The sequence below is a fragment of the Paraburkholderia sabiae genome (genome assembly GCF_030412785.1).
Lineage (GTDB): Bacteria > Pseudomonadota > Gammaproteobacteria > Burkholderiales > Burkholderiaceae > Paraburkholderia > Paraburkholderia sabiae.
Genome location: NZ_CP125296.1, coordinates 1,730,492 through 1,755,194, shown reverse-complemented (window position 1 = coordinate 1,755,194; position 24,703 = coordinate 1,730,492). Strand labels below are relative to the sequence as shown.

21 protein-coding genes are annotated in these 24,703 nt (G+C 60.0%); 5 read left to right on the top strand and 16 right to left on the bottom strand.

All coding sequences use genetic code 11. The annotated features are described in order from the left end of the window. The first annotated feature begins 10 nt into the window (after positions 1 to 10). Both QEN71_RS37375 and QEN71_RS37370 read left to right on the top strand, forming a co-directional pair. Complete coding sequence (locus tag QEN71_RS37375) at positions 11 to 946, top strand: glyoxalase (protein WP_201649963.1); 936 nt, start codon at positions 11 to 13, stop codon at positions 944 to 946. After that, positions 943 to 2,415 carry an alginate export family protein gene (locus tag QEN71_RS37370; protein WP_377790787.1) on the top strand — a complete coding sequence of 491 codons (1,473 nt, stop codon included), beginning with the start codon at positions 943 to 945 and terminating at the stop codon, positions 2,413 to 2,415. Before QEN71_RS37375 ends, QEN71_RS37370 begins: the two co-directional genes overlap by 4 nt. Before the next feature lie 585 nt (positions 2,416 to 3,000). Here QEN71_RS37370 and QEN71_RS37365 read toward each other — a convergent pair. The 7 genes from QEN71_RS37365 to tssF form a co-directional block, all read right to left on the bottom strand. After that, positions 3,001 to 3,909, bottom strand: a complete 909-nt coding sequence (locus tag QEN71_RS37365) for a hypothetical protein (protein WP_201649965.1) — start codon at positions 3,907 to 3,909, stop codon at positions 3,001 to 3,003. 202 nt (positions 3,910 to 4,111) lie between these two features. Continuing rightward, positions 4,112 to 4,369 (bottom strand): PAAR domain-containing protein, encoded by a 258-nt coding sequence (locus tag QEN71_RS37360; RefSeq protein ID WP_201649966.1) that lies wholly within the window; start codon positions 4,367 to 4,369, stop codon positions 4,112 to 4,114. Between the two features lie 111 nt (positions 4,370 to 4,480). Continuing rightward, positions 4,481 to 6,436 (bottom strand): T6SS phospholipase effector Tle1-like catalytic domain-containing protein, encoded by a 1,956-nt coding sequence (locus QEN71_RS37355; RefSeq protein ID WP_201649967.1) that lies wholly within the window; start codon positions 6,434 to 6,436, stop codon positions 4,481 to 4,483. Beyond that, positions 6,426 to 6,908, bottom strand: coding sequence for a hypothetical protein (locus QEN71_RS37350; RefSeq protein WP_201649968.1), 483 nt, complete (start codon positions 6,906 to 6,908; stop codon positions 6,426 to 6,428). The genes QEN71_RS37355 and QEN71_RS37350 overlap by 11 nt, the downstream gene beginning before the upstream one ends. After that, complete coding sequence (locus QEN71_RS37345) at positions 6,905 to 7,798, bottom strand: DUF4123 domain-containing protein (protein WP_201649969.1); 894 nt, start codon at positions 7,796 to 7,798, stop codon at positions 6,905 to 6,907. The genes QEN71_RS37350 and QEN71_RS37345 overlap by 4 nt, the downstream gene beginning before the upstream one ends. Positions 7,799 to 7,800: 2 nt before the next feature. Beyond that, positions 7,801 to 10,347: a type VI secretion system Vgr family protein gene (locus QEN71_RS37340; protein ID WP_201649970.1), complete on the bottom strand. Its 2,547-nt coding sequence runs from the start codon at positions 10,345 to 10,347 to the stop codon at positions 7,801 to 7,803. A gap of 49 nt (positions 10,348 to 10,396) precedes the next feature. After that, entirely contained in the window at positions 10,397 to 12,283 is a 1,887-nt protein-coding gene (gene tssF / locus QEN71_RS37335; RefSeq protein ID WP_201649971.1) for a type VI secretion system baseplate subunit TssF, read from the bottom strand. 1,749 nt (positions 12,284 to 14,032) lie between these two features. Between tssF and QEN71_RS37330 the strand changes: the two genes are divergently transcribed. Both QEN71_RS37330 and QEN71_RS37325 read left to right on the top strand, forming a co-directional pair. Further along, positions 14,033 to 14,377: a hypothetical protein gene (locus QEN71_RS37330; protein WP_201649972.1), complete on the top strand. Its 345-nt coding sequence runs from the start codon at positions 14,033 to 14,035 to the stop codon at positions 14,375 to 14,377. A gap of 220 nt (positions 14,378 to 14,597) precedes the next feature. Further along, on the top strand, positions 14,598 to 14,723 hold the full coding sequence (locus QEN71_RS37325) for a hypothetical protein (RefSeq protein ID WP_267909486.1): 126 nt from the start codon (positions 14,598 to 14,600) through the stop codon (positions 14,721 to 14,723). A 45-nt stretch (positions 14,724 to 14,768) separates the two neighbouring features. On the opposite strand, the gene QEN71_RS37320 is transcribed toward QEN71_RS37325, so the two are convergent. From QEN71_RS37320 to kduI, 8 genes are all read right to left on the bottom strand, one after another. Next, positions 14,769 to 15,317, bottom strand: coding sequence for a hypothetical protein (locus QEN71_RS37320; protein WP_201649973.1), 549 nt, complete (start codon positions 15,315 to 15,317; stop codon positions 14,769 to 14,771). Positions 15,318 to 15,380: 63 nt separating this feature from the next. Beyond that, complete coding sequence (locus tag QEN71_RS37315) at positions 15,381 to 15,914, bottom strand: hypothetical protein (RefSeq protein ID WP_201649974.1); 534 nt, start codon at positions 15,912 to 15,914, stop codon at positions 15,381 to 15,383. A 305-nt stretch (positions 15,915 to 16,219) separates the two neighbouring features. Continuing rightward, positions 16,220 to 17,164, bottom strand: coding sequence for a S49 family peptidase (locus tag QEN71_RS37310; RefSeq protein WP_201649975.1), 945 nt, complete (start codon positions 17,162 to 17,164; stop codon positions 16,220 to 16,222). Between the two features lie 16 nt (positions 17,165 to 17,180). Then, positions 17,181 to 17,747 (bottom strand): Arm DNA-binding domain-containing protein, encoded by a 567-nt coding sequence (locus tag QEN71_RS37305; RefSeq protein ID WP_201649976.1) that lies wholly within the window; start codon positions 17,745 to 17,747, stop codon positions 17,181 to 17,183. A 652-nt stretch (positions 17,748 to 18,399) separates the two neighbouring features. Further along, positions 18,400 to 19,194 (bottom strand): hypothetical protein, encoded by a 795-nt coding sequence (locus QEN71_RS37300; protein ID WP_233471775.1) that lies wholly within the window; start codon positions 19,192 to 19,194, stop codon positions 18,400 to 18,402. A 274-nt stretch (positions 19,195 to 19,468) separates the two neighbouring features. After that, positions 19,469 to 20,353 (bottom strand): DNA-binding transcriptional regulator KdgR, encoded by an 885-nt coding sequence (gene kdgR / locus QEN71_RS37295; protein ID WP_201649977.1) that lies wholly within the window; start codon positions 20,351 to 20,353, stop codon positions 19,469 to 19,471. Positions 20,354 to 20,439: 86 nt separating this feature from the next. Beyond that, complete coding sequence (gene kduD, locus QEN71_RS37290) at positions 20,440 to 21,201, bottom strand: 2-dehydro-3-deoxy-D-gluconate 5-dehydrogenase KduD (protein ID WP_201649978.1); 762 nt, start codon at positions 21,199 to 21,201, stop codon at positions 20,440 to 20,442. 25 nt (positions 21,202 to 21,226) lie between these two features. Beyond that, positions 21,227 to 22,063: a 5-dehydro-4-deoxy-D-glucuronate isomerase gene (kduI, locus tag QEN71_RS37285; protein ID WP_201649979.1), complete on the bottom strand. Its 837-nt coding sequence runs from the start codon at positions 22,061 to 22,063 to the stop codon at positions 21,227 to 21,229. A 280-nt stretch (positions 22,064 to 22,343) separates the two neighbouring features. Between kduI and kdgT the strand changes: the two genes are divergently transcribed. After that, positions 22,344 to 23,369 (top strand): 2-keto-3-deoxygluconate transporter, encoded by a 1,026-nt coding sequence (gene kdgT / locus QEN71_RS37280; RefSeq protein ID WP_201649980.1) that lies wholly within the window; start codon positions 22,344 to 22,346, stop codon positions 23,367 to 23,369. An 83-nt stretch (positions 23,370 to 23,452) separates the two neighbouring features. Here kdgT and QEN71_RS37275 read toward each other — a convergent pair whose 3' ends face one another. Beyond that, positions 23,453 to 24,667, bottom strand: coding sequence for an MFS transporter (locus QEN71_RS37275; protein ID WP_201649981.1), 1,215 nt, complete (start codon positions 24,665 to 24,667; stop codon positions 23,453 to 23,455). Between the last annotated feature and the right edge of the window lie 36 nt (positions 24,668 to 24,703).

The following is a 24,703-nucleotide window of genomic DNA, read 5'->3' as shown; positions in this document are numbered from 1 at the left end:
GAGTGTTTTCATGAGTACCGTCAAGATGTATCGATTGTTGCGTGCCGCTGTGGTATCGCTCGCGGCGCTCGGCGTGACGCTGGCGGGCACGCCCGCTTTCGCCGAAGCCGACCATCAGAACGCGGGCAAGAACTCGCCCGTCGTGTCCGTCGGACCGCAGTACGACACGACGCACGTGTATGTGTCGAACCAGGATATCGACGCGTTCGTCGACAGCTTCGTCGCGACTTTTGGTGGCAAGGCTTCGCAGCGCGCCGTGTTCACGGTGACGCCGACGCCGAGCAAGACGGCGTCGCAATACGTGCAGACGCCAGTCGGCATGCTGTCGGTGTTTGCGTTCCAGACGCCTGTTCCGTATCCGTTCGGCAATGAACGCACGGGCTATCTCGTCACCGACATCGACAAGGCCGTGCGCGCCGCGCGTGCGGCGGGCGCGGACGTGATCGTCGATACGTTCGATGATCCCATCGGCAAGGATGCCGTGATCCAGTGGCCGGGCGGCCTGTATATGCAGCTGTACTGGCATACGAAGGCGCCGTCGTATGGACCGCTCGAAACGGTGCCGGACAATCGCGTGTATGTGTCGCCGCAAGCCGCCGACAACTTCATCAAGCGCTTCGTGCGCTTCTCGCATGGCAAGGTCGTATCCGACGATCGTCACGCCGATGGCGCGGAAATCGGCCGTCCTGGCGACACGATCCGCCGCGTGCGCATCTCGTCGGGCTTCGGCAACATGCTCGTGTTCGCGACGGACGGCAAGCTGCCGTATCCGTTCGGCCGCGAGACGACGGGCTATCAGGTCGCCGATCTCGACGCGACGCTGACGAAGGCGCAAGGCGTCGGCGTGAAGGTGCTGTCGCCCGCGAACCGCACGGTCGAAGGGCGCACCGCGATGGTCGAATTTCCCGGCGGCTACGTCGCCGAGATTCACGAAGTGAAGAAGTGACGGTGCGACGTTCGACGAACAGCGCGGTGCGACGCGCGATCAGACGAGCGGGCAAGGCCGCGGCTTGCGCGGGGCTTGCGGCATGCGGCTTGACAGGGAGTGTGCAGGCGCTTGCGGCTGATGCAACTGCGGACGCAAGCACGGCATGTACGGCGACGCGGCCTTCGGGTCTGTCGTTCAATCGCTGGCAGGAAGACTGGTCGGTGCTCGCGCTGCCGTGCGTGCCGCGCAAGCCGTTCGATGCGCTCAAGTACATTCCGCTCGGCGGCGATCCGTCGACGTATCTGTCGCTCGGCGCGAATCTGCGCGAGCGCTTCGAGTTGAACAACACGCCGCTGTTCGGACTCGGCAGCGCGCGTCCCGACAGCTACGTGATCCAGCGCGCGGAGGTGCATGCCGATGCGCGTATCGGTGGACACGTGCAGGCGTTTTTCCAGCTGGAGGATGCGCGGCCGTTCGGCAAGGATTCCGTGTCGCCCGTCGACAAGAATCCGCTCGATATCGAGCAGGCTTTCGTGGCGTTCGTCTACGGCGTGGGCGGCGGCACGTTCAAGGCTCGCGTCGGGCGTCAGGAAATGGCGTTCGACTTGCAGCGCTTCGTGTCTGTGCGCGACGGTCCAAACGTGCGCCAGGCGTTCGATGCAATCTGGGCCGATTATGAAATCGACAAGTGGCGCTTTATCGGCTACATGACGCAGCCGGTGCAGTATCGCGACGTCACGGCATTCGACGATGTATCGAACCGGCATCTGACGTTCAGTGGCGTGCGTGTCGAACGAGTGAACACAGGGCCGGGCGATCTTTCCGCGTACTGGTCACGCTATAACCGCGACAATGCGCGTTTTCTCGATGCTTCGGGCACCGAGCATCGTGATGTGTTCGATCTGCGTTATGCGGGCAAAGTCGCGCCGTTCGACTGGGACGCGGAAACGATGGTGCAGACGGGGCATGTCGGCAAGGACACGATCGGTGCGTGGGCGTTCGGCATGCTGGGCGGCTATACGCTTGCTTCGATGCCGGGCACGCCGCGAATTGGCTTGCAGGTGGATGGCGCGTCGGGCGATCGACATCCCGGCGATGGACGTGTCGGGACGTTCAATCCTCTGTTCCCGAATGGGTACTACTTCACGCTGGCGGGCTATACGGGGTATAGCAACCTGATTCATGTGAAGCCTTCGATTACTTTTAAGGTGACGCCGAAGGTTTCTCTTTTGACGGCCGTCGGGTTTCAGTGGCGTGCTACTACTGCCGATGCTATCTATGGGCAGGGTTCTGCTGTGGTGCCTGGTACGGCGGGGAAGGGTTCGCGGTGGACCGGGATGTATGCGCAAGTGCGGGCTGACTGGATCGTGAGTTCGAATGTTGCACTGGCTTTGGAAGCTGTGCATTTTCAGGTTGGGGATTCAATTCGCTCGCTGGGCGCGAGGAATGCGGACTACGTTGGTGTTGAAGCCAAGTTTGGATGGTGATGGTGGTTTTTTGTCTGCGACGCTAGTCGCCATTTGTAGTTTTTCGCTGGCATCCGCGAATTCGTATCTGTACTTTTGGCGTTGCCCCTGTGCGGGGCGGCACCTACTTTTCTTTGCAGCGGCAAAGTAAAGTAGCTAAATGCAAGTCAACATCGAAATCGGCTAGAAATCCTTTATGGATAAGGGTTTGGCGGATTGCAAGCGGTGTGCAGAAAAACAACTAACCCATAAAAAACCCAAAAAATCGGAAGTTCGTGAATTTTTGCCGTTCCGGGCGGTGCTAGTCATTACAGCGTGCGGCGGTGGCGGTTGCAGACTGAGGCACGCTCACCCAGCCACTCTAGCCGCAGGGTGTCTGCGCATCGAGATACTTGCGTCGGGCTTCGTCTGTTGTGCACTGGTTCATGTACTTGCACGCCGGACACCAGCTACCCGCCAGTACACTCATTGGCGTGGTTAACCAGACATGCCCACGCGAGCACTCCCATTGCAGTTTCGTCTCGACGTTGACGTAGCTTTCGGACAGGCATTGGCCGCCGCGTTCGTGCGCAACTGCCTTCATCTTTTCGATGGTATGGCGTCTGCCTATTCGCGCGCACTGAGGGCACCACTGGCCCGCCTTGATGTTACCGGGTGCAGCATCCCATTCATGCCCATGCTCACAGCGCCAGCGCAACGGCCGCGCGCCCCCTCATAGGTATTCGACAGGCACGTCCCGCTGCGCTCGATGGCCAGTTCGCGCAACTCTTCAAGCGCGACCGACTGGCGATCATGCTTCGCACAGATCGCGCACCACTCACCATTGCGAACCCTCGCCGCAGATCGTTCCCATTCGTGGCCCTTGGCGCACCGCCAGCGCAGTTTGGTCTTCACGTGCGAATACGTCCCCGAAAGGCAATGCCCGCCGCGCTCTGCCGCCGTTGCCTGCATGTCGGCGAGCGTCAGCTTCTGGCGCGCGCGTGCGCAGACCGGGCACCACGCACCTGCCTCACGAACGCCAGCGGGCGTCGCTTCCCAGATATGCCCGTGCCTGCATTGCCACCGGAGCTTCGTGCGGCTGTTGACGTAGGTGTCAGACAAACACTTGCCGCCGCGCCGGAGGGCGAGAGCCTGCATCAGCGGCAACCATGTACGGTCATGCTCTATCCTCAGACAGACCGCGCACCAGTTACCTGCCTGAACGCTGATGGGCGACATGGTCCATTCGTGTCCGTTGCGACATTGCCAGCGCAATTTGCCATGAGAACTGACGTAGGTCTCCGAGACACAACGTCCACCACGCCTGCGTGCGAGCGCCTGCATGGCGTCAATGCCGCTGCGCCGTTGTTCGTGCGAGCACTGGGGACACCACAGCCCGTTTTTCAGTTTTGCGGAGCCAAAGCGCCAGATGTGGCCGCGCGCGCATTGCAGGTCGAGCGCCTGAAGGTCGGCGTCTGGATTTAGCCAGCGCCCACCCCATGCTTCGATGATGCTTGCCACGCAGTCGCGCACCATGCGATCTCGTTCATGGCGGTCATAGCCCGAGCGTGCGGGCCACGCTTTCAGTATCGCCAGGACTCGCCGGCGGATAGATGGTTGTGCATGGAGAATCGCGGGACTCGATTCGGGCAGCGGCGCTTTACTTTTGCTCGACATGATCAGTCAATGATGTTCGCGTGCAGACTTGCAGAGCACAAGTCTTCTACCGACATGCCTGTCATTCCGAAACAGTCATGTTGCCCGTCGCAATTACTGTGCTCCCGCATGCTGTCGCACATAAATGCAGGACGACAGGTACACCCTCGTCGAGCATCCCGCAGGCTTCAGTAATCTGATTGTCGCCATGCTCAGGGCAACTGACCCAGTCCCCTAGTCGTGCATTGCGACGACCATCAATTGACATGCCGCCGCTGACCTTGATGACCTTGCCACCGTGGCTGGTCACATCACCTTCGCAACAGATGTTACGCTTCATCGTATGCTTCCTCTTTTTGATGACTACTTCCTCCGTCCATTGACGTACCTGACAAATTAAAGTGAACGACGCATGGAGGCAAAAAAGTAGCGTTGGCAGCTATTTAATGGGTCATAGCCCAAGTGCAGCTTTAGTCGTCTGCCAACTGTCTTCAACAGCCTGCATTCCGCTATCGACAGCTTTCCCGGTTGCAGCCACGGCTGAACTGGCGCCTTGCTGTACTTGTTGTGACAGACTGGCGGCCTTCTGCCTCAGGGCGTCGACGGCAGACAATGTTTCCTTTTGCAGGACGTCGACGGAGGTGATGATGGCCTTCTGCCCTTCATCAACTTTCGAGACGACGATTTTGCTGGTGGTCTGGTAGACCTCAACCGCATACTTCTGGCCCGCCTCCACAGTATCGAGTACGAATCTTTCCCCAACCTGATATGTCGTGGTAGTGATTACCACACCAGCTTGCCAGGTTTCCACCACGATGCCTTTTGCGCTGGCGTAGACCTTGATTACGCCACCCGTAACGGCTTGCAGATTGTCGTCCAGCCACTGCTTCCCTGCCTCCAGTACGTTCCGGCTCGCTTCCGTCATTCCGCGAGGACGGAAGTAGCTGAAGGGCTCAATACCTGCCAGAAAACCTGCCTTCGAGTCATGTACGTATTTACCGACGAAGGTCAGCACATCTTCGCTCGCTGTGCTGTCCCACGCCTTTAACCGCCAAGCGTCTGGCTTCACGATCTGGCCATAGGCTGTACCCATAAATTGAAACCCAATCTTCGTAGATGCATCCTCGGCCAGCAAGGCTGCTGCGGATCGATGGCTGCGCAACGCTCTCACCTCGCGCGCCATGCTTGCATGACCGACAAGCCTGTGCCCTATGTCGGCCTGGTTATCGGGCGTTGAAATTCCCCTGCGTGACATCGTTCCATATGCCGAGTACAAGGCCCTCATATGTGCCGTGACCTGCTGTTCGATCGAGCCGTTTGCGGGAACCGCGCTTCTGTAGCGGTTATATGCACTTTCTGTTTCTGGCTCAACCTTGAAGCGCTCGGCAAACAGAGCAGCACGAGTCGTGGCGATATCGTCGTAGCTCAACAAACGCACACCCGATTTCACCGCCTCGTTCATCATGTCGCGCATCGGGATGCGAGCATAGTTATTTGATCGGCCCTGGTCGACAGGCGTATAACCGCCGCCAACATCTGAATGCACCCCAGGATAGACCACCTCGGTCCAGTTGGGCATTAACTGACCATGCTGGCGGATCAGATCAACAGGGAACGAGAAGCGCAGTTCATGTCCGGCTACAAAATGCACACATCGTTCCACGGCCCCCGGAATCTTCAGGTTTTTCTCTGTGAATGGAGAATTCATGTTCATCGACGGCCCACCAAAAGACGCCACCGTATCGAACAGTCCCATGAAATGGAGCCGAATCGGAAACCCCTGATACGTCAGTTTCCCCGCGTTATCTGCTTTGCAGTCTTTCAGGAAATCGTTACTGAAGGCGCGTGCCAGTGCCGCACCTCTCGAAAATCCGAAGACGGACAGATTGATCATCTTGATCAGGCGATGCGCTTCCAGTACCTTGCTCAGTTCGCCAAGACTCTCGGTCTTGCTCTTTTCTGCGTAAGCCTTCGTCGTTGCATTCAGTTTTTTTGCGTTATCGAGCAGCACCCGGCGTAAGGTTTCATTGACGTTGTTTTTGCCGAATTCAGTTCGCCGTGTTCCGCCCGCGCCGCCGAGTCCGCCTACAACGTCATCTTGAAATGTCACCGTTGCTTTATCTAGCCAGTCACTTGCCGTACCGTTAAACGGAGTTCCGACACCAGATACATAGATGGGGTAGATCGCATTACTCAAGTCAGCAGCGATTTGAGCGGCGACATACATGCGTGCCGGATTGGCCCACTTCTTCAACGGCTCGTCAACATCCTTGTTGTTCCCTGTACCGTCAAAGAACACAGCGATATGGACAACATCCGAACAATCCTGCTTCGGGCCAGGTTGGCCGGCGGAGACATCCCGGTTGGAGGCTTGACTTGCCTGCAGGCTGTTTTTTTCACCGACCATAGAGATGTCTCTCCTTGTAAATTAGTTCGCCCCTCGGCGACGGCTCTGAGAAGTGCGGTGAAACGATCAATTCCGCAGTGCTATCAGGATAGACATGCACGCCCAGGTAGCTCATGCCACGGGACGGAATCTGCTCAGAACTCAGGCTGAGTGCATTCGTTGCAGTAACGGTGTCGCCGTTCCCGGACGTTCCCTCTGGCCCATCTAAGCGCCACGTCAACGTTTGCGAGCCAAGAGATACCGTCATACCCGCGATCACTCCTCTTCCGCCACCATATGCGCCTGCTGCCCCGATGTCGGCACCATTAAGAAGGACATCGAAAATTGGCCTGTCAAGATAACTGAATAGAACCACGTTCAACACAACCTTCGAATTCATAAAGATTCCTCTTTTCTGATCTCCGCATGCAACCAGCGGATAAAACAGGCCCAGCGCCATCAGACGTGTCACTACCGTGCGGCGAGTTATCATGGGAATTGCTCCAACGCTTCGGTCAAGCTGATCTGGCGTGATCTGACCTTCTCAAGCAATACTTCGATCACGCTGCTCTCGTGCATCTTCTCTCCATAAATCAAGGCAGCACACACATAATCGAGAATGTCTCGCATGCCCAGCAGATGCAGTTTGCGTGCTTCCAGCAGGTGTTTCTCGACACGCGGATATCTTTCCTGTTTCGGTATGTTTGCCAGCAGTTCAGGCTTGTTGGTCAGGATATAGCCCAGAATGTGGTCCGGCACGCTTGCCTCCACCAGCATGTCAACCTGCGTCTGAGTAAGCCTGAGCGGGGGCATCACCTTCTGGGCGGCATCCCGGTTCGTGTTCGACCGAATCTGATGCAACTTTCCCGTACGATCCCAGTACCACCATGCCATCACTCCGGCAAGTAGCTGCTCGCACTGCCGAATTGTCAGAGCAGGGCCGGGGACATGGAGGGTGGTGTCATCCTGTTGGCCAACCAGCATCGCTAGAATCGCGGGGTCCCAGAACGCAAGGATCATCTCATCGCCATCGGGCAATACAACCTCAATGAGCGAGTGCAGATGCGCATACAGTGCATCGAAGCTTAGTGAAGTGGCAATGATGCTCACAGCCGCAGGCAATGCAGGACCATAGTCGGCAAGCCACTGCCAGCTTTGCGTATCGGCGCCAAACTGCGGAAATGTCAGAAGATGTGGCGCTGCCGCGTCGAGGTCCGGTCCCTGGACGTGAGTCAGCAGACATTGGCTACGCGTACCAGGAATAGCCTGCTTCAGTTGCGCAAGGAGTCTAGGGTCTTGTGCCGCATCCACTATCAGATAGAAATGCAACTGGGGATCGGCAGGGAGCCCCTGAACCTGTTTCATAAATTCGTTGATACTCATATTCAGGTTCCCTTATTGACCAGGGCAGAGCGATGAATCGCACGTTTGAGCAGGCACTCGATGCACACGTCCTTCGGCAACATCGGCATTTCAACTGGCAAACTTTTCGGGCCAGTCAGGCTTGGGCCGCCAGAATGCACCACCCAGCTACCATTGGTTCCGGTTTCAACACCCCCGGCTTGCCATCGGGTATAGCTGCCTCCTCCGTTGATCAGTACTTCTTCTTTGGCCGTGATGGTGATGCGATTTGCCGTATGAGTGATGTTCAGTTTCGCCAGAACGTTGATGCTATCTTTCAATGCCTGAAGATCGATGTCGCCGCTGGCGGCAATCATTTTCATTCCCGCTTTCTGACAAAACAGCCTGACCCCGTTCATGACACTCGCCAGAAGTCGCCCGCCTATCGACAGGCTCGTATGTTGGCCGCTGGTCAAGGCGATATGCTTACCGCTCGCAAAATGCGTGGATTGTGATGTTGTGGTCTCGATCCCGGCAGGGCTGGAGAGGACCAGATGCGGTTTCGCCAGTTCAGGAAAGTTTCCTTCGCCGCTGTTACCGGTCGAACCTTTGAGCGCATCATTTTGTTCCTTGATGGCCTTCGCCACCTCGCTCTGGTCGGCGTTCTGATCCTGCGCCTGATTTTGTTGCGCCAGGTCGGCAAGGCTTTCGTGCTGCTCGCGGGCCTGGGTCAGCCGCTGCACCGTCTCGCCCATGTCCTTCACGGGCGACAGTGCCCCGGCGCGTGTCTCGGTGGTCAGCAGCATGCCCCGGTTCGAACGGATGACGCCGTCGGCCTCTGTGGCAAGCTCGAAGCCTTCGCCGCGAGCCTTGTCCCGTCCCGCGTGTCCGTCGATACGCGTGTTGTAGCCCAGCACCAGCCGCGACTGCGCATGGTCACTCGCCACCTGAACCTGGAGTTTCCCGGGCGTGTCATCCGTCAGCACGCTGTTGGCCGACTGGCCGTTCAGGTCCTGGCTGCGCCAGCCCGACAGCGCATCGTTCTTCGGCAACTGCCACGGCGCCTGATGAAACTCCGTCGTGTGCTCCGAGATGATGTAAGGCCGGTCCGGGTCGCTGTCGTAGTAGCCCACCAGCACATGATGGCCGACACGCGGCAGCCACATCGCGCCGTGCTCGACGCCGTGCCATGCCGACGCCACGCGCAGCCAGCAGCTTGCGTCCTGGTCCTTCGGGCTGAGGCGGTCCCAGATGAAGTGCGCCTTCACGCGTCCGTACTCATCGCAGTACACAGGCTCGTCGCCGTAACCCGTGATGACGGCCGTTTCCGCATACGCACGCGGCTTCTTCGCCTTCTGCGGCGTGCGGAAAAACGTGTTGGCGGGCACGGCTGCGAACTTCGTTGTGCAGATGTACTTCCGCTCGATCCCGCCGCGCACTGTCATCGTATCGTTGTTGACGATCTCGATGTCGGTCGAGGTGACGAGATATTCGCCGTCGCCAGGCGTGAGCGGATAGCCTTCGAGGGCGAACGTGTAGCCCACCATCAGCCCGCGCAGATTCCCTTTACCCTTCGCGCGCAGACTCTTCGCGCGATGCGCCTCGACCTTCACGCGCGCCAGATGTTCGCCTTCGAACTGCTGGTCGCTACGCCACCCCGCCGTACCCATCGGACCTTCTAACGGCTGCGAGTAGTCACCCCACGCATATTCCTCGGCGTTGTCGAACGCACGCTTGCTGTAGTCCTCCTGGCTGACGGCCAGATTGGCGAGCGACTGCGTGTAGTCGTAGTCGGTCAGCGCCACCTTGCCCGTCGTGATCTGCCGCGCGACGTGAAATTCGTGAACATGTTCTTCGTCGATGCGCTGCCCGTCGCGGTCGAGATAGCGCAGTGTCTGATACGCCGGTCCATGCTTTCTGTACGCACCGGGCGAGTCGCACAGGACAAGCGTACTTCCCGAGAAAAAGTAGCTGATGCCCCATTCCTGCCAAAGCCGGGTCAGGTAAGAAAAATCTGACTCCCACCACTGGCGCTGGTATTCGCGCCTGGGATAGGGCCGTCGCTGGACGCCGGGTCCGGCAAGACGCAACTCGTATGGAAACGGATATTTCTGAAGAACGTCTTCAGTGATCTCAATAACCGAGCGGTATTGCCAAAGTTTGCTGTCGCGGTTCAGCGTCGCGAGCCAGAGCCACGGGCGAATCCTGAGCCGGTAATGCGCGCGCCGGTCGTCTGCACCAATGCACTTCGCTTCGACAATCAGGCCCGTCAGCTTGCGGATATCAGCGCCGATGTTCGCGCCGCCCGCGTTACCTGTTGCGCCCTGAATCCAGGTCCCGTTACCCTCGACGGCAATATGAACCGTCACTTCCTTGCCGATCAACGCATCGACATCGACCAGCGCCTGAGCCTCGCGCGTCGACAGTGCGGCATCATCGATGGTCGTGACTTCGACCTCATAGTCAGACAACCGACCGAGCTTTTCCCTGCCTCGCAGACGCGAGACCATGAACAGCGGTTCGCCCGCCCATTGCGGCAGAGCCTTGCCGGTAATCTCCAGCGTGCGTGGCTGTTTGAGCCACGAGTTCATCCCTGACATCCGCTTGCTCTCCCTGATTGCTTTAAATGCGTGATCCGGTTCAGGCCGTGCCGCGCGCCCCCACACGCGGTGACCAGCGCGCGATCGGTCCGCGCTGCATGGAGCGCAGCACGGTCGTCGTAAACGAGTGCGCAGACACATGCCGCGCGACGTAACGCTCCAGCACCAGGCCGAGCGTGTAGGGACTCAGGCCGTCGAATCCGCTTTCGTCAAAGGTGAAGTCACATTCGATGCCACGTCCGAATGGCATCGGCCCGTTACTGCGCAACATCCTGTTGACGGGATGAGATTTGGCGCTCACGAGGCTTTCGACCTGCCGCCCCAGCACGCCCGCGTCCGGCGTCACGAACAGGCGCAGGCGGCGACGCAACCCTTCGCCCCGCTGGTGTTCGCCGTAACCGTCGTCAAACATCCCGGCGTTGAGGTTCAACTGGGCCAGCAGTTGCCAGGCGCGATCTCCGAACGCCAGCGGCGGGCGCGGCGTCGTCGGTGCGCGCACCAGACCCACGCCATTGACAGGGATCGACTGATGCAGGAACAGGTCATTGCGGCCGTCGCACTCAAGTACGCAGGGCAGGTCACGGTTGGTCAGCCACGCCTGTAGCGACAGATAGCAGATGCCTTCGGTATTGGGCTGTTCGTCGCGGTCGACCAGCGACATGAACGTGCGTGTTTCGGTGAAGGCGCGGCGCGTACCGTAGTGACGATCGTCAATCTCCGGCCGGTTCAGTTCGCGGCGGATCGTGAAATAGCGCGAATTTCGGCGATGCGCTTCGCCGACGGCTGCGTGCAGCGGATCGAGGCGCAGCGCTTCCGATTCCTCCGAGACCTGTCCCCAGGCGGCGTCTACCGAATGCACATCGTAGTCGTAGGGTGCCGACGGCACGGGTACAAGCAGGTGCGAATGTTGTGCCGGATCAAGGTCAAGCCGCCCGGTGCGCCGGGGAAACAGGTTGATGACTGGCGTACCGAACAGCGCGAAATGCGAGGCGTCGACCGCTTCCGCCAGTCTGTCCGGTGCGCGCTCCAGCAGGATCACGATTTCGGCCTCGGTGCCAGTGATGGCGGCGAGGCCCTTTTGGAGCCCGGTCAGCGTGAAAAACCAGAAGCGCGACGGACACGCGAAATATTCCTGTAGCAGGTTGTGGCCGTGGAACTTGCCGGGTACAACGGGCAGCAGGCTCTGCTCGGGTTCGAGCGCATCATGGACGACGGCATGACGTGTGACGGCATGCAGCGAGCCGGTTGCGAACTGGCCGGGAACGCCGGTGACGGTCGCCACGGCGGCGGCGTGAAGCAGTTCGAACACGTGCGAGGCGCTCGCCTCATCGCCCGCGAGATACACGGGCAAGCGGTCCAGCCCGTTCAGGCTCGCGATAGGCGTGCCGTTCGTGGTCCGCAGCCGCAGGCGCAATGCGCCTTGCACGGCGCGACCGGCGGGAACATAGCGATCCAGCAACGGGATATCGGGTGGAATGCCCGTCAGCCGCGCCTGTGCGATCTCCAGCGGAAACAGCGTGACATCCTGGCTGCTGCGAAACTCACAGGCAGTCCGTTCGCCATCGGGAATGCTGGAAGTGAAGACGGTGCCACGCGGCACAACCGTGCCGTTGGCAGCATGCTTGCCCTGCGTGCGCGGAAAAAGTTGCGCGACGGCCATCGACGGCGTCGGACAGGTGTAGTTCGGATAGACGGTCTGCAACAGCGGCAGGATGAAGCCGGGGAAGGCCTCGTCCAGTCGCATCTGCATAAGCGCGGTTGTTAGGGCGGAAGACTGGAGCAGACGCTGGACATAAGGGTCGCCGATTTCACCTGCCTGCATGCCAAGCCGCTTTGCGATCTTCGGATGCTGTTCAGCGAACTCCAGTGTGAGTTCCTGGATATAGAGCAGCTCATGGCTGTAGTAGTCGAGCAGGCGCGGGTCCATCGCTTAAGGCTCCGTCAGCCCGTTCAAGTGCGACGCCCGACGAGGCGCTTCCCAGGCGAGATAGGCGACCTGAGGGCACACTTTTCGTTCACTGTTTGTAATCCTGATCAATCTTTTGGGTCGCTGTGGCAAACAGATAATTGAACCGTAATTCCATGCTGCGCGCTATCAGCGGGGTTCGATGCCGGGAGTAGGATTTTTCTGCCACTGTCGGCGTCGCCGCCAGAAAGAAAGAGGCATGGTTCTACAAATGTAGGTGCCACGGGAAAACCCATCTATACGAAAACTCCGAGTTCCGCCGACCAGTTGGCGGAATTTCAGTTGTTCGACGGTACGGTCCGCGCGCACGGGGCTTGCGAGTACGACTAGTAGTGCAAACTTTGCATCGTCGCCTTTGCAGTCAGGTTTGCACCTGGAGCGCGCCTGTGCGCCAGCGAGCCAGCGTCTGGAAAATGCGAACTGTTCGCGGGTCTGTTCGCACCGTTCGCGGCAGCGGGTTCGGGCCATCGGGCGGCGCGCTGATACGCCGCCCCGCCTCAGAGCGCGACGCACGGCCATGTGGACACGCCTTCAGGTGTGCAAACTCGCGGATTGATATGCCATCTGCGAACACCTGCAAACACCTTTTGAACGTTGTAGCTAGGAAGACCACGGGGTGTGCAATTACCCGTGTCTTTTGGGGGGCGTCCAAGTACCTAGGACCGTCACCGGCCTATGAGCTGACACTTGACGGGCGGGTGTAAATTGCTGACGATCCGGGCATGTCATCTGGCAGTGTTACCCATCGGGAAGCTGCCGACTTTGTAACCTTGAAGAAACGCGGACGAGGCTTGTCAGAACTTATCTGGAAGGCATGCATACTCAATGAATCGATTTAAATGGACAGCCGCGTTGTCTCTGTTGGCCTTTTCTCCAATACCCCAAGGGATTGCTCGGAGCGCCGTCGTCTTCACGTGTAACACAATTAAACATCATATCCAGATTGAACTCCCCGACACGATGGGTAACCAGTACACATATCGTGCCTGGAATTTGCCGCGAAGAACAAGCCAGAAAGCGGACTTTGAGATTACGAATGGGTTCGTTGACAATAATGCGGGATTCGCCAACTGTCCGGCAGTTCTCTTCTCCTTTTACAGATCGGGAACTGAAATCGACGTTGTGCCGCGCAGCGCCTGTGTCGGCGTCAGTTTCCCGAAGAACGTGACCGCGCAGATAAACGTCTTCACGAACACGGATGATCCAAAGCACGGCGGTAACCCCGATGCTACATACTGGTGTAGATAGCCTTATGACGTATTCGTCAGCGAGTCGCTCATTTAGAATTGAGCGGGAATAGCGAATGCCCGCCTGGACGGCGTATGACCGCTACTGAGTAACTTGACCGTCCGGTTTGGCTCGCGTCATGCCTCTGGCGCGTTCACGGAACGCACCGCCGAACTACGACGCAATGCAATGACGGTATCGCGTCGCCGCCGACGCTCAGGGAGCAAGGCGTTTCGCTTCGTCAGGCGTCGGACGGTCGTCCTTTCGTCGTGATGGTCGCGTGCAACGATTTGCGCGGCAGCATTATGCCCACCGCGTCAGTCCATTCGCGATAGCCCTGGAGACTGCCAATGAGCACCAAGCGAGCGAACATGCTGCTTATTGCCGACGTAGACATTTGTCAAAGACCGTCACCGGGCCACTATCCGTCACTCGAGCCCCTCGGGTAAATTGTCAACATTTACGACTTGGGGAGCTAAATACATGGACAGCAGGCTTATACCTCTTGACCCGCTGTCACAGGTCGTATTCATACACGACTATTTCCAACTTGTTTTTCAGGAAGAGCGACTTACCGTATATAACCGGGCGGCAGTGGCGGATGGCGAGAATCTCACTCGGCAGGGAACAACAGGCTTCCGTGACAAGCTCGTCGAATTAATCGGTCAGCGCGTTGTCGTTGTGACACGGACAGGTGCTTCCGTCCTTTGTCTTCATTTTTCTGGCGGTGCGATATTTCACATTGAGGCAAACCATGAGCCCTCATGGCCAGAAGCGTTTGATTTTATCGGTCGCAATCTGTTTTGGTACCACGAACCCAACGGCTAACCCCTCAGGCTGAACGTCTGCTCTGGAACCGGTCGAAGGTCCGCTCCGGGTCGAACTGAGCCGGACGCGTCGGACCGGATTCGGCCATCTTCTGACAGTAGCACGAACATCGACATGTACATTCCAACAGCGGCTTCGCCCAGGTTCACGGCTTTTCAAGGACACGCCTCAGTCGCCTCTCCTGGAGAGTGTAGTGCGGAGCAAGTTCCTCGAGTAGCCCATGCATCGCATCGCTCAGGTTGCAATTGAACGCGGCGAACTCTTTGACCTTGGAGAAAACGATCCACGCTTCCTCCTCACGATGAATTTCCTCCAATGTTGTGTGGCGGAAATCCAGCGGGTCTGAATTGCAGCGATCAATATTCCATACATCTCAAGTCGACGGATTTCGTCAGTCTGGAGCGTTCGCTGATGGGCAACTTCGTTTCGTACCATCCGGTAACGTTGCAACAGTTTGCCAAGCGCCTTGACGCGCTTCGGGACATCCGTACGTTCTACCTTTACGTTGCCGAGCACGACAAAGTCTTTCTTTTTGCGTCGGTGCGTTTAGAAGATGGAACACCGCGTCGACAAGCGTAAGTGTGCGGTCGTAAAGACCCTGACACCGGACAAAGTAATTTTCGAGGTGATATACCAGCAGATCATGCCGATGGATGCCTGCGCTGCGCAGTGCCTTGGTCACCCGCGCATGTTTGATGTAAGCAGGAATGTCCGCCAACTGCTCGCAGAGGGCGAAAACTTGCGCGAGCGCATGCCCGACACGAAGCAAGTAGAACTCATGTTCGTCCGGGTCACGAGAATCCGATGCTTCGACCCTGACGGGCGTGGCATCCCCGAGCTCTACGCCGACATTGAATGCATTCGTCAGCACGTCTGCGGAAAATGAAGTTGTGCTCAAGTCACGAAGGGTGAGGCTTGGCGTTTTGGGTTTTTTGGGCAACGCAGTCTCCATACCAACCGTGGGCAAACAGCCCGATTACCATTTCATCCACAAAATTGCGGGTCACGGCGCGACGTGAACAACCGTCGAGGTGGCGTTCTCATCGACATCAGGCTGGCCGTGCGTGTTACGCGCGCCAGTGTGGACTTTCATCTCTGCGATCACCTGCACGGTGGTGCCGAGTGGCAGCACGATGGTCTGCATGTCGTCCATTTCCGCGCCAGGCAGAAACTCGTAGTCGTCGCCTGCCAGCTTCAGCAGATCAATACTCGCGATCACATCGCCTTGGTCCTCGTGGAACACGGTCCCGGCCTTGGCGTCAGAAGCCAGCTTGCGCACGCGCATCTGATACGAGTCGTGCTTCGTGCTGTTGAGTTCGAAGGTCGCATTGCGGGGGTTCTTTGATTTTGCATGGATGACCAGTAGACGCAAGTCGTCATGGTATGGGAGTACCTCGGTCTCAAGCGTGATGTTGTCCTGCCAGTCTGTTGAGCCACCGAGCCAGAACACCCACACCGCCCATCCCGCCGCGCCGATGATGGCGAGACACGACAGCACCTTCAGGGCGAAATCGGCAATCTCGATGGCTCGTTTCATGATGCGGGCTCCGCGCAAGGGATAACTCGATGATATCGGATGGCACGATCCATACGTACTCATAGTCGGGCTGCCCACCCCGGGGGCCGCCATGTTTTTGCCGCGGCGGTAACAAACCTGCTTTTGTCGAGACGACTGACCGTTTGACAGCGAAAACCCCCTTGCTGCGACCGTGTTTCGATGGACGGCGTCGGGGTCGTGTCTTGCGTTGCGCCGACGCGCACGCGCGAAAGGCCGCAGTACCCGGTCGCGATGCGATGCGGCGCTGTACCGCGCCCGCGCTAAGCGTTCGACATGCCCCGTCACTAGCGCAGCGCGTTCCTGATTTCCTGCCGGTACGCGAGCGCCGCCCAGGCGTTCCCTGGAGCGCGTTTTCGTGGCGACCTGTTCGCAGTTATTCCCGGTTGCGCCAGTCCAACTGCGCTATTGTTGAGCGAGTGCAGCAGCGCGTGAACGGCGGCATCCGGCGACATGACGACATCGGCGAGTCCCGCTTCAACTCCCTGCGTACCAAGCAGCGTTGCACCTTCCAGGCGACGCACATCTGCACGGCGCAAACCGCGATTGCGCGCGACCGTCGCGACGAACAGTTCGCCCACCACATCCACATCCGCCTGGATGTGTGCATGAGCGCGGTTCGATAGCGGCTGGAACTCGTTTCCGTCTGCCTTGCGCTCGCCCGACGTGATGAGGGTAACGGCGAGGCCCGCCATGGTCAGCGCCCGCGAGCATTCCAGGTGCGCAACCACGACCCCCAGACCGCCCGTGCGCCCCGTGCGCGGTACGGTCACCACGTCGCACGCGGACGCCAGCAGGTAGGCGGTGCCACAAGCGGACTCCGACAGGATCGCCCATATCGGCTTGAGCGCTCGCGCCGCATGGACCAAGTCAGCGAGATCAAGACTTCCGGCAGTCTGCCCACCGTTCGAGTCCACGTCGAGCACGATGGCGCGCACCGCGTCATCCGCGAGCGCGAGAGCAAGTGATGCCCGGATGCCGTCATAGCCCGTCACAGTCCCAATACCCTCTACCAGAACCGGGCCTGTCGCGCCGGGCTTCTGTACCAGCAGGCCGGTGACGGCAATCACCGCGACGCCTTCGATCAGATCGCAGGAAGGACATTTCGCAGGTGCCGATGTCTGCTCGACCATCGCTGGAACCGTCAGCAGCGGCATGAGTGCACGAAGCGATGCCACCGGCATCGCCAGCATCGTGCCCAGTAGAGGGTTGTCGATCCGTGTGGCGCGCATGATGCCTACGCGCGTCCTACGTCCGGTCCGTGCGCGCTCGCCGGGCGCACGCAAAGGCCGCGTCCCAGCCGCTCGCTACGGACGCCCTGCGCGACTGCGTACGTGAGTTGCCTGTACCGTGTTCCGCATGCGCCACCGCGAACGCCTGGTCCCACGCGCGATCTGTATGCGAGCGTGCACGGCGACGCAGAATCGCGCCGCCATCCTTGCGGCCGCGACGCCCGCGCTTCTCGGCAATCGCCTCGTTAAACCAGACCTCGAAGACCTGGGCGAGCGTGGCGCCTTCGCGCTGGATGCGCTCGTGCCGCTCGGCTTCGATGATGTCGATATTTCCGCGCGCGGCGGCGGCCACCTTCGCGGCTTCCGCCAACGCCGCGTGCAGCGTCCACTGGCCGGTCTGACGCCCGTACGGTCCGATCGTCTTTTCCTGGTTTTGGCCATTGACACGAAAGCGGACGTTGAACGACTTCGCGCCGTTGGTGCCGACCCGCAGGCGCAGGTTCGAAGCGACCTTGTAGTAGCGGACCTTCGGCGCGGCGCGCAGCGCCTCGATGGCGCGGACGGTGTTCACAAGTGCTGCCATGATATGGACTCCTGATACATGACGGTGAAATGATAAACCCAAAAATCCAAACCCAAAAAACCCAAAACGGCATGAGTTTCACGCGATATCAACACATGTCATGGCGTATCACGGATCGGCTGAAACCGTTATTGGATAAGGATCAGGCGAGATTTAGGCGTATCATCATGTATCAAGGCGTATCAGGCAATATTTAAAAAGTAGGCAAAAGAAAGCCGCTTCAAACCTCCGGTGCCTACCGGGATAACGCCACGGCACACGTTCCTTGAGCTGTCGCGCAGCGACGCCAACACTCCGTAGAAAGCCCGCAGTCAGACGCGCGCGGCGCGAAACATGACATCCACCTGGAGCACATTCGGTCAGCACTTTTTTTGCATTTGCCGTCAATTGATTGCGGCGGTATGTGTTCCAGACTGTGTGGGGGCTTTGCACGCCGTGCGCGGTTGACTGCGGGCTTTCTACGGAGTGCGGACGTCGCCGCGCGACAGCTCGACTGCGGCATGCCGCGGCGCTGCCCTGGCAGGCACCGGAGGTTCAAAAGCGGCTTTCTTTTGCCTACTTTTCTTTGCCGCTGCAAAGAAAAGTAGGTGCCGCCCCGCACAGGGGCGACGCATGAACTACGAAAGCATCACGCGGATGCCAGCAAAAAAACTCAACGCCAACCACCCCTCCACCCATACCCATAAGGCCGATAAACCGGATAAGCAGAAGCGTATTGAACAGGCACAACAGGCGGCGGACTGACATAAACAGGCTGCTGATAAACAGGCATAGGCACATACTGCACAGGCGGCGGCGCCTGATAAGGCTGAAACACAACAGTTTCCATCTCTTCAGGCGACGGCCCATCATAAACAGGCGCCTGCGTATAAACGGGAGCAGCCCGATAACGAGGCCGAGGCGCTGGAGCCGGCGCATATTGCACAGGCGCCGCATCCTCATCGTCATACCCAGCCTGTGCTTGCGAAGGCAAAGCCTGCTGCGCGACGCGAGGCTGCGCAACACGCCGCACCTGCGCACCATCGTCACCCGGCATGCCAGAAGGCAAAGGCGGCGGCGCAGTCTTCGTCCGCTTCAACTGATCCCGCAACGACGCATACGTTTCCGCGTCTTCCTTCGCGCGAGCGTTATACCCACTGTGATAAGCGTCGCTCAGATCCTTCAGACGCGCCTTGTTTTCATCGTCGGCGGTCATCTGCTCTTCGCCCGGATCGAGCGAAGCCTCGCTCACGCCGCCGCTGTCATAGGCTGACCGTGGCCCGTCAGCCCACGCAATAGCAGGCGAGAAGGCTGGACTCAAGGTCACGGTCAACGCCGCAGACCCGAGCAATGTGCTGATTCTCATGATTGTTACCTCGCTGGTGGTCATACACGGCAAACACAACCCCTGTACGGATGCACCGGAGCCGAACGTCAATGCGATCGGCCACCCGCCGGAATGCTCCATACACCCATGCTGCACGCGTGCATTTACCAGGGACGACCCCAAGTACCGGACGCGTTCATCTGCGTCCGCACGATCAACATGATGTGAATTAACTTGCCAGCAATCCACCGCGCCGGATGCGATGTACCGCACACTGCGCGCGAGATAGCGTATGAGGAAAAACGAGGTGCCGGTTCGAAGCGCATGCTCGCCTGATTCGGAAAGCAAACGCGCTTCTTTTCGGTAAGGAATAAGGCAGAAAGATGACGACGGATCGTTGTGCGTTAAGAGCGCGTCAGCCCGGATGCGTGACTTCGGCGGCTTCCTGAGCAGGCTCTCGATAGCCGAGCCTCGCCGACACGGCAGCGCCCGCTTCCTTGAGCAGCGCGACGTAATGCAGCTTCGTATCCGCGCCGCAGCGCATCGTCGGGAACGACACGGAGAGACCCGCGATCACGCGGCCGAAGCGGTCGAAGACAGGCACGGCAAGACACCGCAAACCTTCTTCCTGTTCCTCGATGTCTTCGCCATAACCCTGCGCGCGCACTTGCGGCAGGATGCTCATCACGGCTTCCGCGGACGACAACGTCTTCGCCGTCGATTTACGCAGCTCGATATGTGAGAGCACTTCACGCGCTTCGGCGGGCTCCATCCACGCAAGCAGCACCTTGCCGATCGCCGTGCTATGCAGCGGATTGCGTCGGCCGATGCGCGACTGCATCCGTAGCCCGTAATCGGCGTCGATCTTGTGGATATAGATGATCGCGTCTTCGTCGAATGTGCCGAGGTGCACGGCTTCGCGCGTCACGCTGCCTATCCGGCGCATTTCGATGTCGGCCTCGCGCACGAGGTCGACGCTTTCCAGCGCCTTCGCGCCGAGTTCGAAGAGACGGATGGTGAGCCGGTAGCGCTCGGTTTCCACTTCCTGCGTCACGTAGCCGAGCGCCTTGAGCGTCTGCAGCACGCGATGCACGGTCGTCTTCGACAGCGAGAGCCGCTGCGACAGTTCGCTGATGCCGATCTGCCCGCTGTCGCCTATCGCGCCGAGAATCGCGAACACGCGCGCGACGGACGACAGCGACTCGCCTTTATCGGCGGCGTCCGCGTCGGAGACGAGCGGGGCAGCGGCGCGCTTGCGCGTTGCCGCTGCCGTGGTTTTGGACTTGTCGATAGCTGCCATATAGTTTTCGCGGTTCTCCCGCGGCCGTCTTTCCACAACGATGTTGCCAATCGACGAAATATACCGCGTGCGCCGCGCAATTCACATCATCGCGCGAGCCAGCCGCCGTCGACGGCGAGCGTATGGCCGTGCACGTAGTCCGAAGCCGACGATGCCAGAAACACCACCGGACCCGCGAGATCGTCGGGCGTGCCCCAGCGTGCCGCCGGAATGCGCGCGAGAATTTCGCTGTTGCGCTGCTCGTCTTCGCGCAGCGCCGCCGTGTTCGACGTCGCCATGTAGCCCGGCGCGATCGCGTTCACGTTGATGCCGCGCGCGGCCCATTCGTTCGCGAGCAGGCGCGTGAGCCCGAGCATGCCGCTCTTCGACGACGTGTACGACGCGACGCGGATGCCGCCCTGGAACGACAGCATCGACGCGACGTTGATGATCTTGCCGCGCTTCCCGTTCTCGACGAAATGGCGCGCGACCCCTTGCGCCAGAAAGAACGCGCTCTTCAGATTCACGTTCATCACGTCGTCCCAGTCGTCCTCGGTGAACGTGAGCGCGTCCGCGCGGCGGATGATGCCCGCGTTGTTCACCAGCACGTCGATGCGTCCGCAGGCTTCGAGCGCGGCGCGCACGATATCGTCGATGGGCGCGAGGCTCGACAGGTCCGCGCTCACGCCGACATAGCGGCGGCCGAGCGCCTTCACGCGCTGCGCGGTGTCGCTGTCGTCCGAACGGCTCACGCCGACGATGTCGCAGCCCGCGGCGGCCAGCGCGTGCGCCATGCCCGCGCCGAGGCCGGTATTGCTGCCCGTGACGAGCGCGACCTTGCCCGTGAGGTCGAAGGGTTGCGGAGTCATGCGCTGTTCCTCTCGATGGAATGCATTAGCGCAGATCGCGCACGGCGAGATGATCCATATCGCCGAACACCTGGTTCTCGCCGACCATGCCCCAGATGAACGTGTAAGCGCGCGTGCCGACGCCCGAGTGAATCGACCAGCTCGGCGAAATCACGGCCTGCTCGTTGTGCACGAGGATGTGGCGCGTCTCCTGCGGCTCGCCGAGCATGTGGAAGACGGCGGCATCGTCGGCGACGTTGAAGTAGAAATACACCTCCATGCGGCGCTCGTGCGTGTGGCACGGCATCGTATTCCAGAGGCTGCCGGGCTCGAGCTTCGTCATGCCCATCGACAGCTGGCAGGTCGGCAGCACTTCGGGAACGATGAACTTGTAGATCGTGCGGCGGTTGCTCGTCGCGGGGTCGCCGAGCGTTTGCGGCGACGCTTCCGCGAGTGTGATGGTGCGCGTCGGATACGTGGCCTGCGCGGGCGCGCAGTTCAGATAGAACTTCGCGGGCCGCGCGGGATCGTCGCTGCCGAACGTCAGCGACTGCGTGCCCTTGCCGACATAGATAGCTTCCTCGTTGCGCACGGAAAAGCGCTTGCCGTCCGCTTCGATCCACCCGTCGCCGCCGATATTGATCGCCCCGAGTTCGCGCCGCTCCAGCAGATAGCTGACACCGATCGCCTTGCCGAGCGAGCCGGGCACTTCGACGGCGCGCGTCTGCGGAAATGCGCCGCCGACGATGATCCGGTCGATATGGCTATACGTCAGCGCAAGCGCGTCCGGCTCGAACACCTTCTCGACGAGAAATTCTTTTCTGAGGCCGGCTGTGTCGAGCTTTTTCGCGTATTCGCTGTTGATGCTCTGTCTGACTTCCATGTCTCCTCCGCTGCGGGACGGCGTCTGAAGGCGGCGTCCGGGTTGGCTGTGCGCGCAGTCTAGCATGATCGGAACGGCGGTCCGAAACAAGAAAATTGTCAAATCGCCAGATAGCGGGAGGCATATTGTAAAAGCAGGGTAAACGATTAATCTCGACGCGCACAAAATCGGAACAACGTTCCTTTGTCGATGCTATAGTCCGCGAACGGGCGGACGAAGCCGGACTCATACCGGACAGTTCGCCGTTCCCATCACCGGCCTGGCGTCGTATGGAGGAGACATGAAACTGAAGAAGGCAATCGACCGCGTACCGGGCGGTCTCATGCTGGTTCCGCTGTTGCTCGGCGCTTGTGTGCATTCGTTCGCGCCTGGCGCGGGCAAGTATTTCGGATCGTTCACGAACGGCCTGATTACGGGCACCGTGCCGATTCTCGCTGTGTGGTTCTTCTGCATGGGCGCGACCATCGATCTGCGCGCCACGGGCACCGTGTTGCGCAAGTCGGGCACGCTGCTCGTCACGAAGATGCTGGTCGCGTGGCTGGCTACGATCGTCGCGTCGTCGCTGCTGCCTATCGACGGCATCAAGACAGGGCTGTTCGCCGGGCTCTCGGTGCTCGCGATCACGACGTCGATGGACATGACCAACGGCGGTCTCTATGCCGCCGTGATGCAGCAATACGGCAGCAAGGAAGAAGCGGGCGCGTTCGTGCTGATGTCGATCGAATCGGGGCCGCTCGTCAGCATGATCATTCTCGGCGCGACGGGCGTTGCGTTCTTCGAGCCGCGGCTGTTCGTCGGCGCAGTGCTGCCGTTCCTGATCGGCTTTACGCTCGGCAATCTGGATAGCGCAATGCGCGAACTGTTCGGGCGCTGCGTGGTGCCGCTGATTCCGTTCTTCGGCTTCGCGCTCGGCAACGGCATCGATCTGAATGTGATCGTCAAGAGCGGCATTCCGGGCGTGCTGCTCGGCCTCGCCGTGATCGTCATTACGGGCATTCCGTTGATTCTCGCTGACCGCTTTATCGCTGGCGGAAACGGGGCGGCCGGTCTTGCTGCTTCATCGACGGCGGGTGCTGCGGTTGCGAATCCGTCGATCATCGGCGAGATGATTCCGAGCTTCAAGCCGGTCGTCCCCGCCGCGACAGCGATGGTCGCGACGGCGTGTCTCGTCACCGCGATTCTCGTGCCGATCCTGACCGCGATGTGGTCGCGCAGAGCGAGGATGAAGGCGGGATTGAGTCCACAGAACGAGCAGGCGGACGGGGAAAACGTCGGTGAGTTGAAGCCGCTCGGCGCGCACGAATAACGCGCTTGTTGCAATGATAAACGGCGCGAAGCGATTCGCGCCGTTTTCATTTTTTGGCCGATTAAACATGGCCATCTAAATCATCACACACGGCTAGCCGCATGCGGTCGGCCAATCGCGAGGTAGTGCACGAGCGCGATCACAGGAAACGCCGTCGCGACGCTCGCCACCAGCGTCCAGCCGCCATGCTCGTACAACGGACTCGCAAGCGCCGAGCCGATCGCGCCGCCGACGAAAATGCTCGTCATATACAGCGCATTCAACCGATTGCGGCTTGCCGCATGCAGCGCATAGATTTCGCGCTGGCCGAGCACCATGTTCATCTGCACCGCGAAGTCGAGCACGACGCCCGTTACGACCAGGCCGCCGATGCCCCACGCCGGATGCACCAACGCAGGCGTATAAGCGAGCGCGCCGACCACCAGCGCGATCAGCGTCGCGCGCACCGTGTGGCCCGCATCCGCGAGACGGCCCGCGATGGGCGCCGACGTCGCGCCGATCGCACCGACCAGCGCGAACACGCCGATCGCCGTTTGCGACAACCCGTAGTGACGCGTCAGTTCGACGGGCACTGCCGTCCAGAACAGGCTGAACGACGCGAACATCAGCGCCTGATATAGCGCGCGATGACGCAGCACAGGCATCGTGCGCACCAGATGTCCGAGCGATGCGATCAGTTGCAGATACGTCGCCTGATGCGAAGGCTGACGTGACGGAATCGTCAGCGCGAGCACGGCCGTGACGATCGCCATCAGCACGGCGGCCGAGCCGAACACGACGCGCCAACCGAAGTGACCTGCGACGATGCTCGAAATCGGCCGCGACAGCAGAATGCCGAGCAACAGCCCGCCCATGATCGTGCCGACCACGCGACCGCGCGTTTCATCCGGTGCGAGATGCGCGGCGAGCGGAATCAAAATCTGCACCGCGACGGAGCTGAAGCCGATCAGCAGCGAAACGGCGAGGAACGCGCCCGGCGCATGCGTGAACGATGCGGCCGCGAGACTCGCGATCGAGACCAGCGCTGTCGTAATCATGAGCTTGCGGTTTTCGAGCAGATCGCCGAGCGGCACGAGAAAGAACAGCCCGAGTGCGTAGCCGATCTGCGTGAGCGACACGATCAGGCTCGCCATGCCGTTCGACATGTGGATGGACGGCGCGATCAGTTCGGTGATCGGTTGCGCGTAGTAGAGATTCGCGACGATTGCGCCGCAGCTGAACGCGAACAGTGCGATGAGGCCGCGCGTGAGCCCGGCGGCGGTGTCGCTGCGTGCGAGCGTCGATGGACTGCTGGACATGCTGACTCCTTTTTCTTCAATGCGTGAGCGGGTATG

Excerpts from the sequence above, each read along its gene's own strand:
- QEN71_RS37330 (WP_201649972.1), top strand. The coding sequence starts at position 14,033 with ATGGACAGCAGGCTTATACCTCTTGACCCGCTGTCACAGGTCGTATTC.
- QEN71_RS37315 (WP_201649974.1), bottom strand. The coding sequence starts at position 15,914 with ATGAAACGAGCCATCGAGATTGCCGATTTCGCCCTGAAGGTGCTGTCG.
- QEN71_RS37310 (WP_201649975.1), bottom strand. The coding sequence starts at position 17,164 with ATGCGCGCCACACGGATCGACAACCCTCTACTGGGCACGATGCTGGCG.
- kdgT (WP_201649980.1), top strand. The coding sequence starts at position 22,344 with ATGAAACTGAAGAAGGCAATCGACCGCGTACCGGGCGGTCTCATGCTG.
- QEN71_RS37355 (WP_201649967.1), bottom strand. The coding sequence starts at position 6,436 with ATGGTCGGTGAAAAAAACAGCCTGCAGGCAAGTCAAGCCTCCAACCGG.
- QEN71_RS37350 (WP_201649968.1), bottom strand. The coding sequence starts at position 6,908 with ATGATAACTCGCCGCACGGTAGTGACACGTCTGATGGCGCTGGGCCTG.
- QEN71_RS37360 (WP_201649966.1), bottom strand. The coding sequence starts at position 4,369 with ATGAAGCGTAACATCTGTTGCGAAGGTGATGTGACCAGCCACGGTGGC.
- QEN71_RS37305 (WP_201649976.1), bottom strand. The coding sequence starts at position 17,747 with ATGGCAGCACTTGTGAACACCGTCCGCGCCATCGAGGCGCTGCGCGCC.
- kduD (WP_201649978.1), bottom strand. The coding sequence starts at position 21,201 with ATGACTCCGCAACCCTTCGACCTCACGGGCAAGGTCGCGCTCGTCACG.
- QEN71_RS37340 (WP_201649970.1), bottom strand. The coding sequence starts at position 10,347 with ATGAACTCGTGGCTCAAACAGCCACGCACGCTGGAGATTACCGGCAAG.
- QEN71_RS37300 (WP_233471775.1), bottom strand. The coding sequence starts at position 19,194 with ATGGAGCATTCCGGCGGGTGGCCGATCGCATTGACGTTCGGCTCCGGT.
- QEN71_RS37325 (WP_267909486.1), top strand. The coding sequence starts at position 14,598 with ATGCATCGCATCGCTCAGGTTGCAATTGAACGCGGCGAACTCTTTGAC.
- QEN71_RS37365 (WP_201649965.1), bottom strand. The coding sequence starts at position 3,909 with ATGGTGCGCGACTGCGTGGCAAGCATCATCGAAGCATGGGGTGGGCGC.
- QEN71_RS37275 (WP_201649981.1), bottom strand. The coding sequence starts at position 24,667 with ATGTCCAGCAGTCCATCGACGCTCGCACGCAGCGACACCGCCGCCGGG.
- tssF (WP_201649971.1), bottom strand. The coding sequence starts at position 12,283 with ATGGACCCGCGCCTGCTCGACTACTACAGCCATGAGCTGCTCTATATC.
- kduI (WP_201649979.1), bottom strand. The coding sequence starts at position 22,063 with ATGGAAGTCAGACAGAGCATCAACAGCGAATACGCGAAAAAGCTCGAC.
- kdgR (WP_201649977.1), bottom strand. The coding sequence starts at position 20,353 with ATGGCAGCTATCGACAAGTCCAAAACCACGGCAGCGGCAACGCGCAAG.
- QEN71_RS37375 (WP_201649963.1), top strand. The coding sequence starts at position 11 with ATGAGTACCGTCAAGATGTATCGATTGTTGCGTGCCGCTGTGGTATCG.
- QEN71_RS37345 (WP_201649969.1), bottom strand. The coding sequence starts at position 7,798 with ATGAGTATCAACGAATTTATGAAACAGGTTCAGGGGCTCCCTGCCGAT.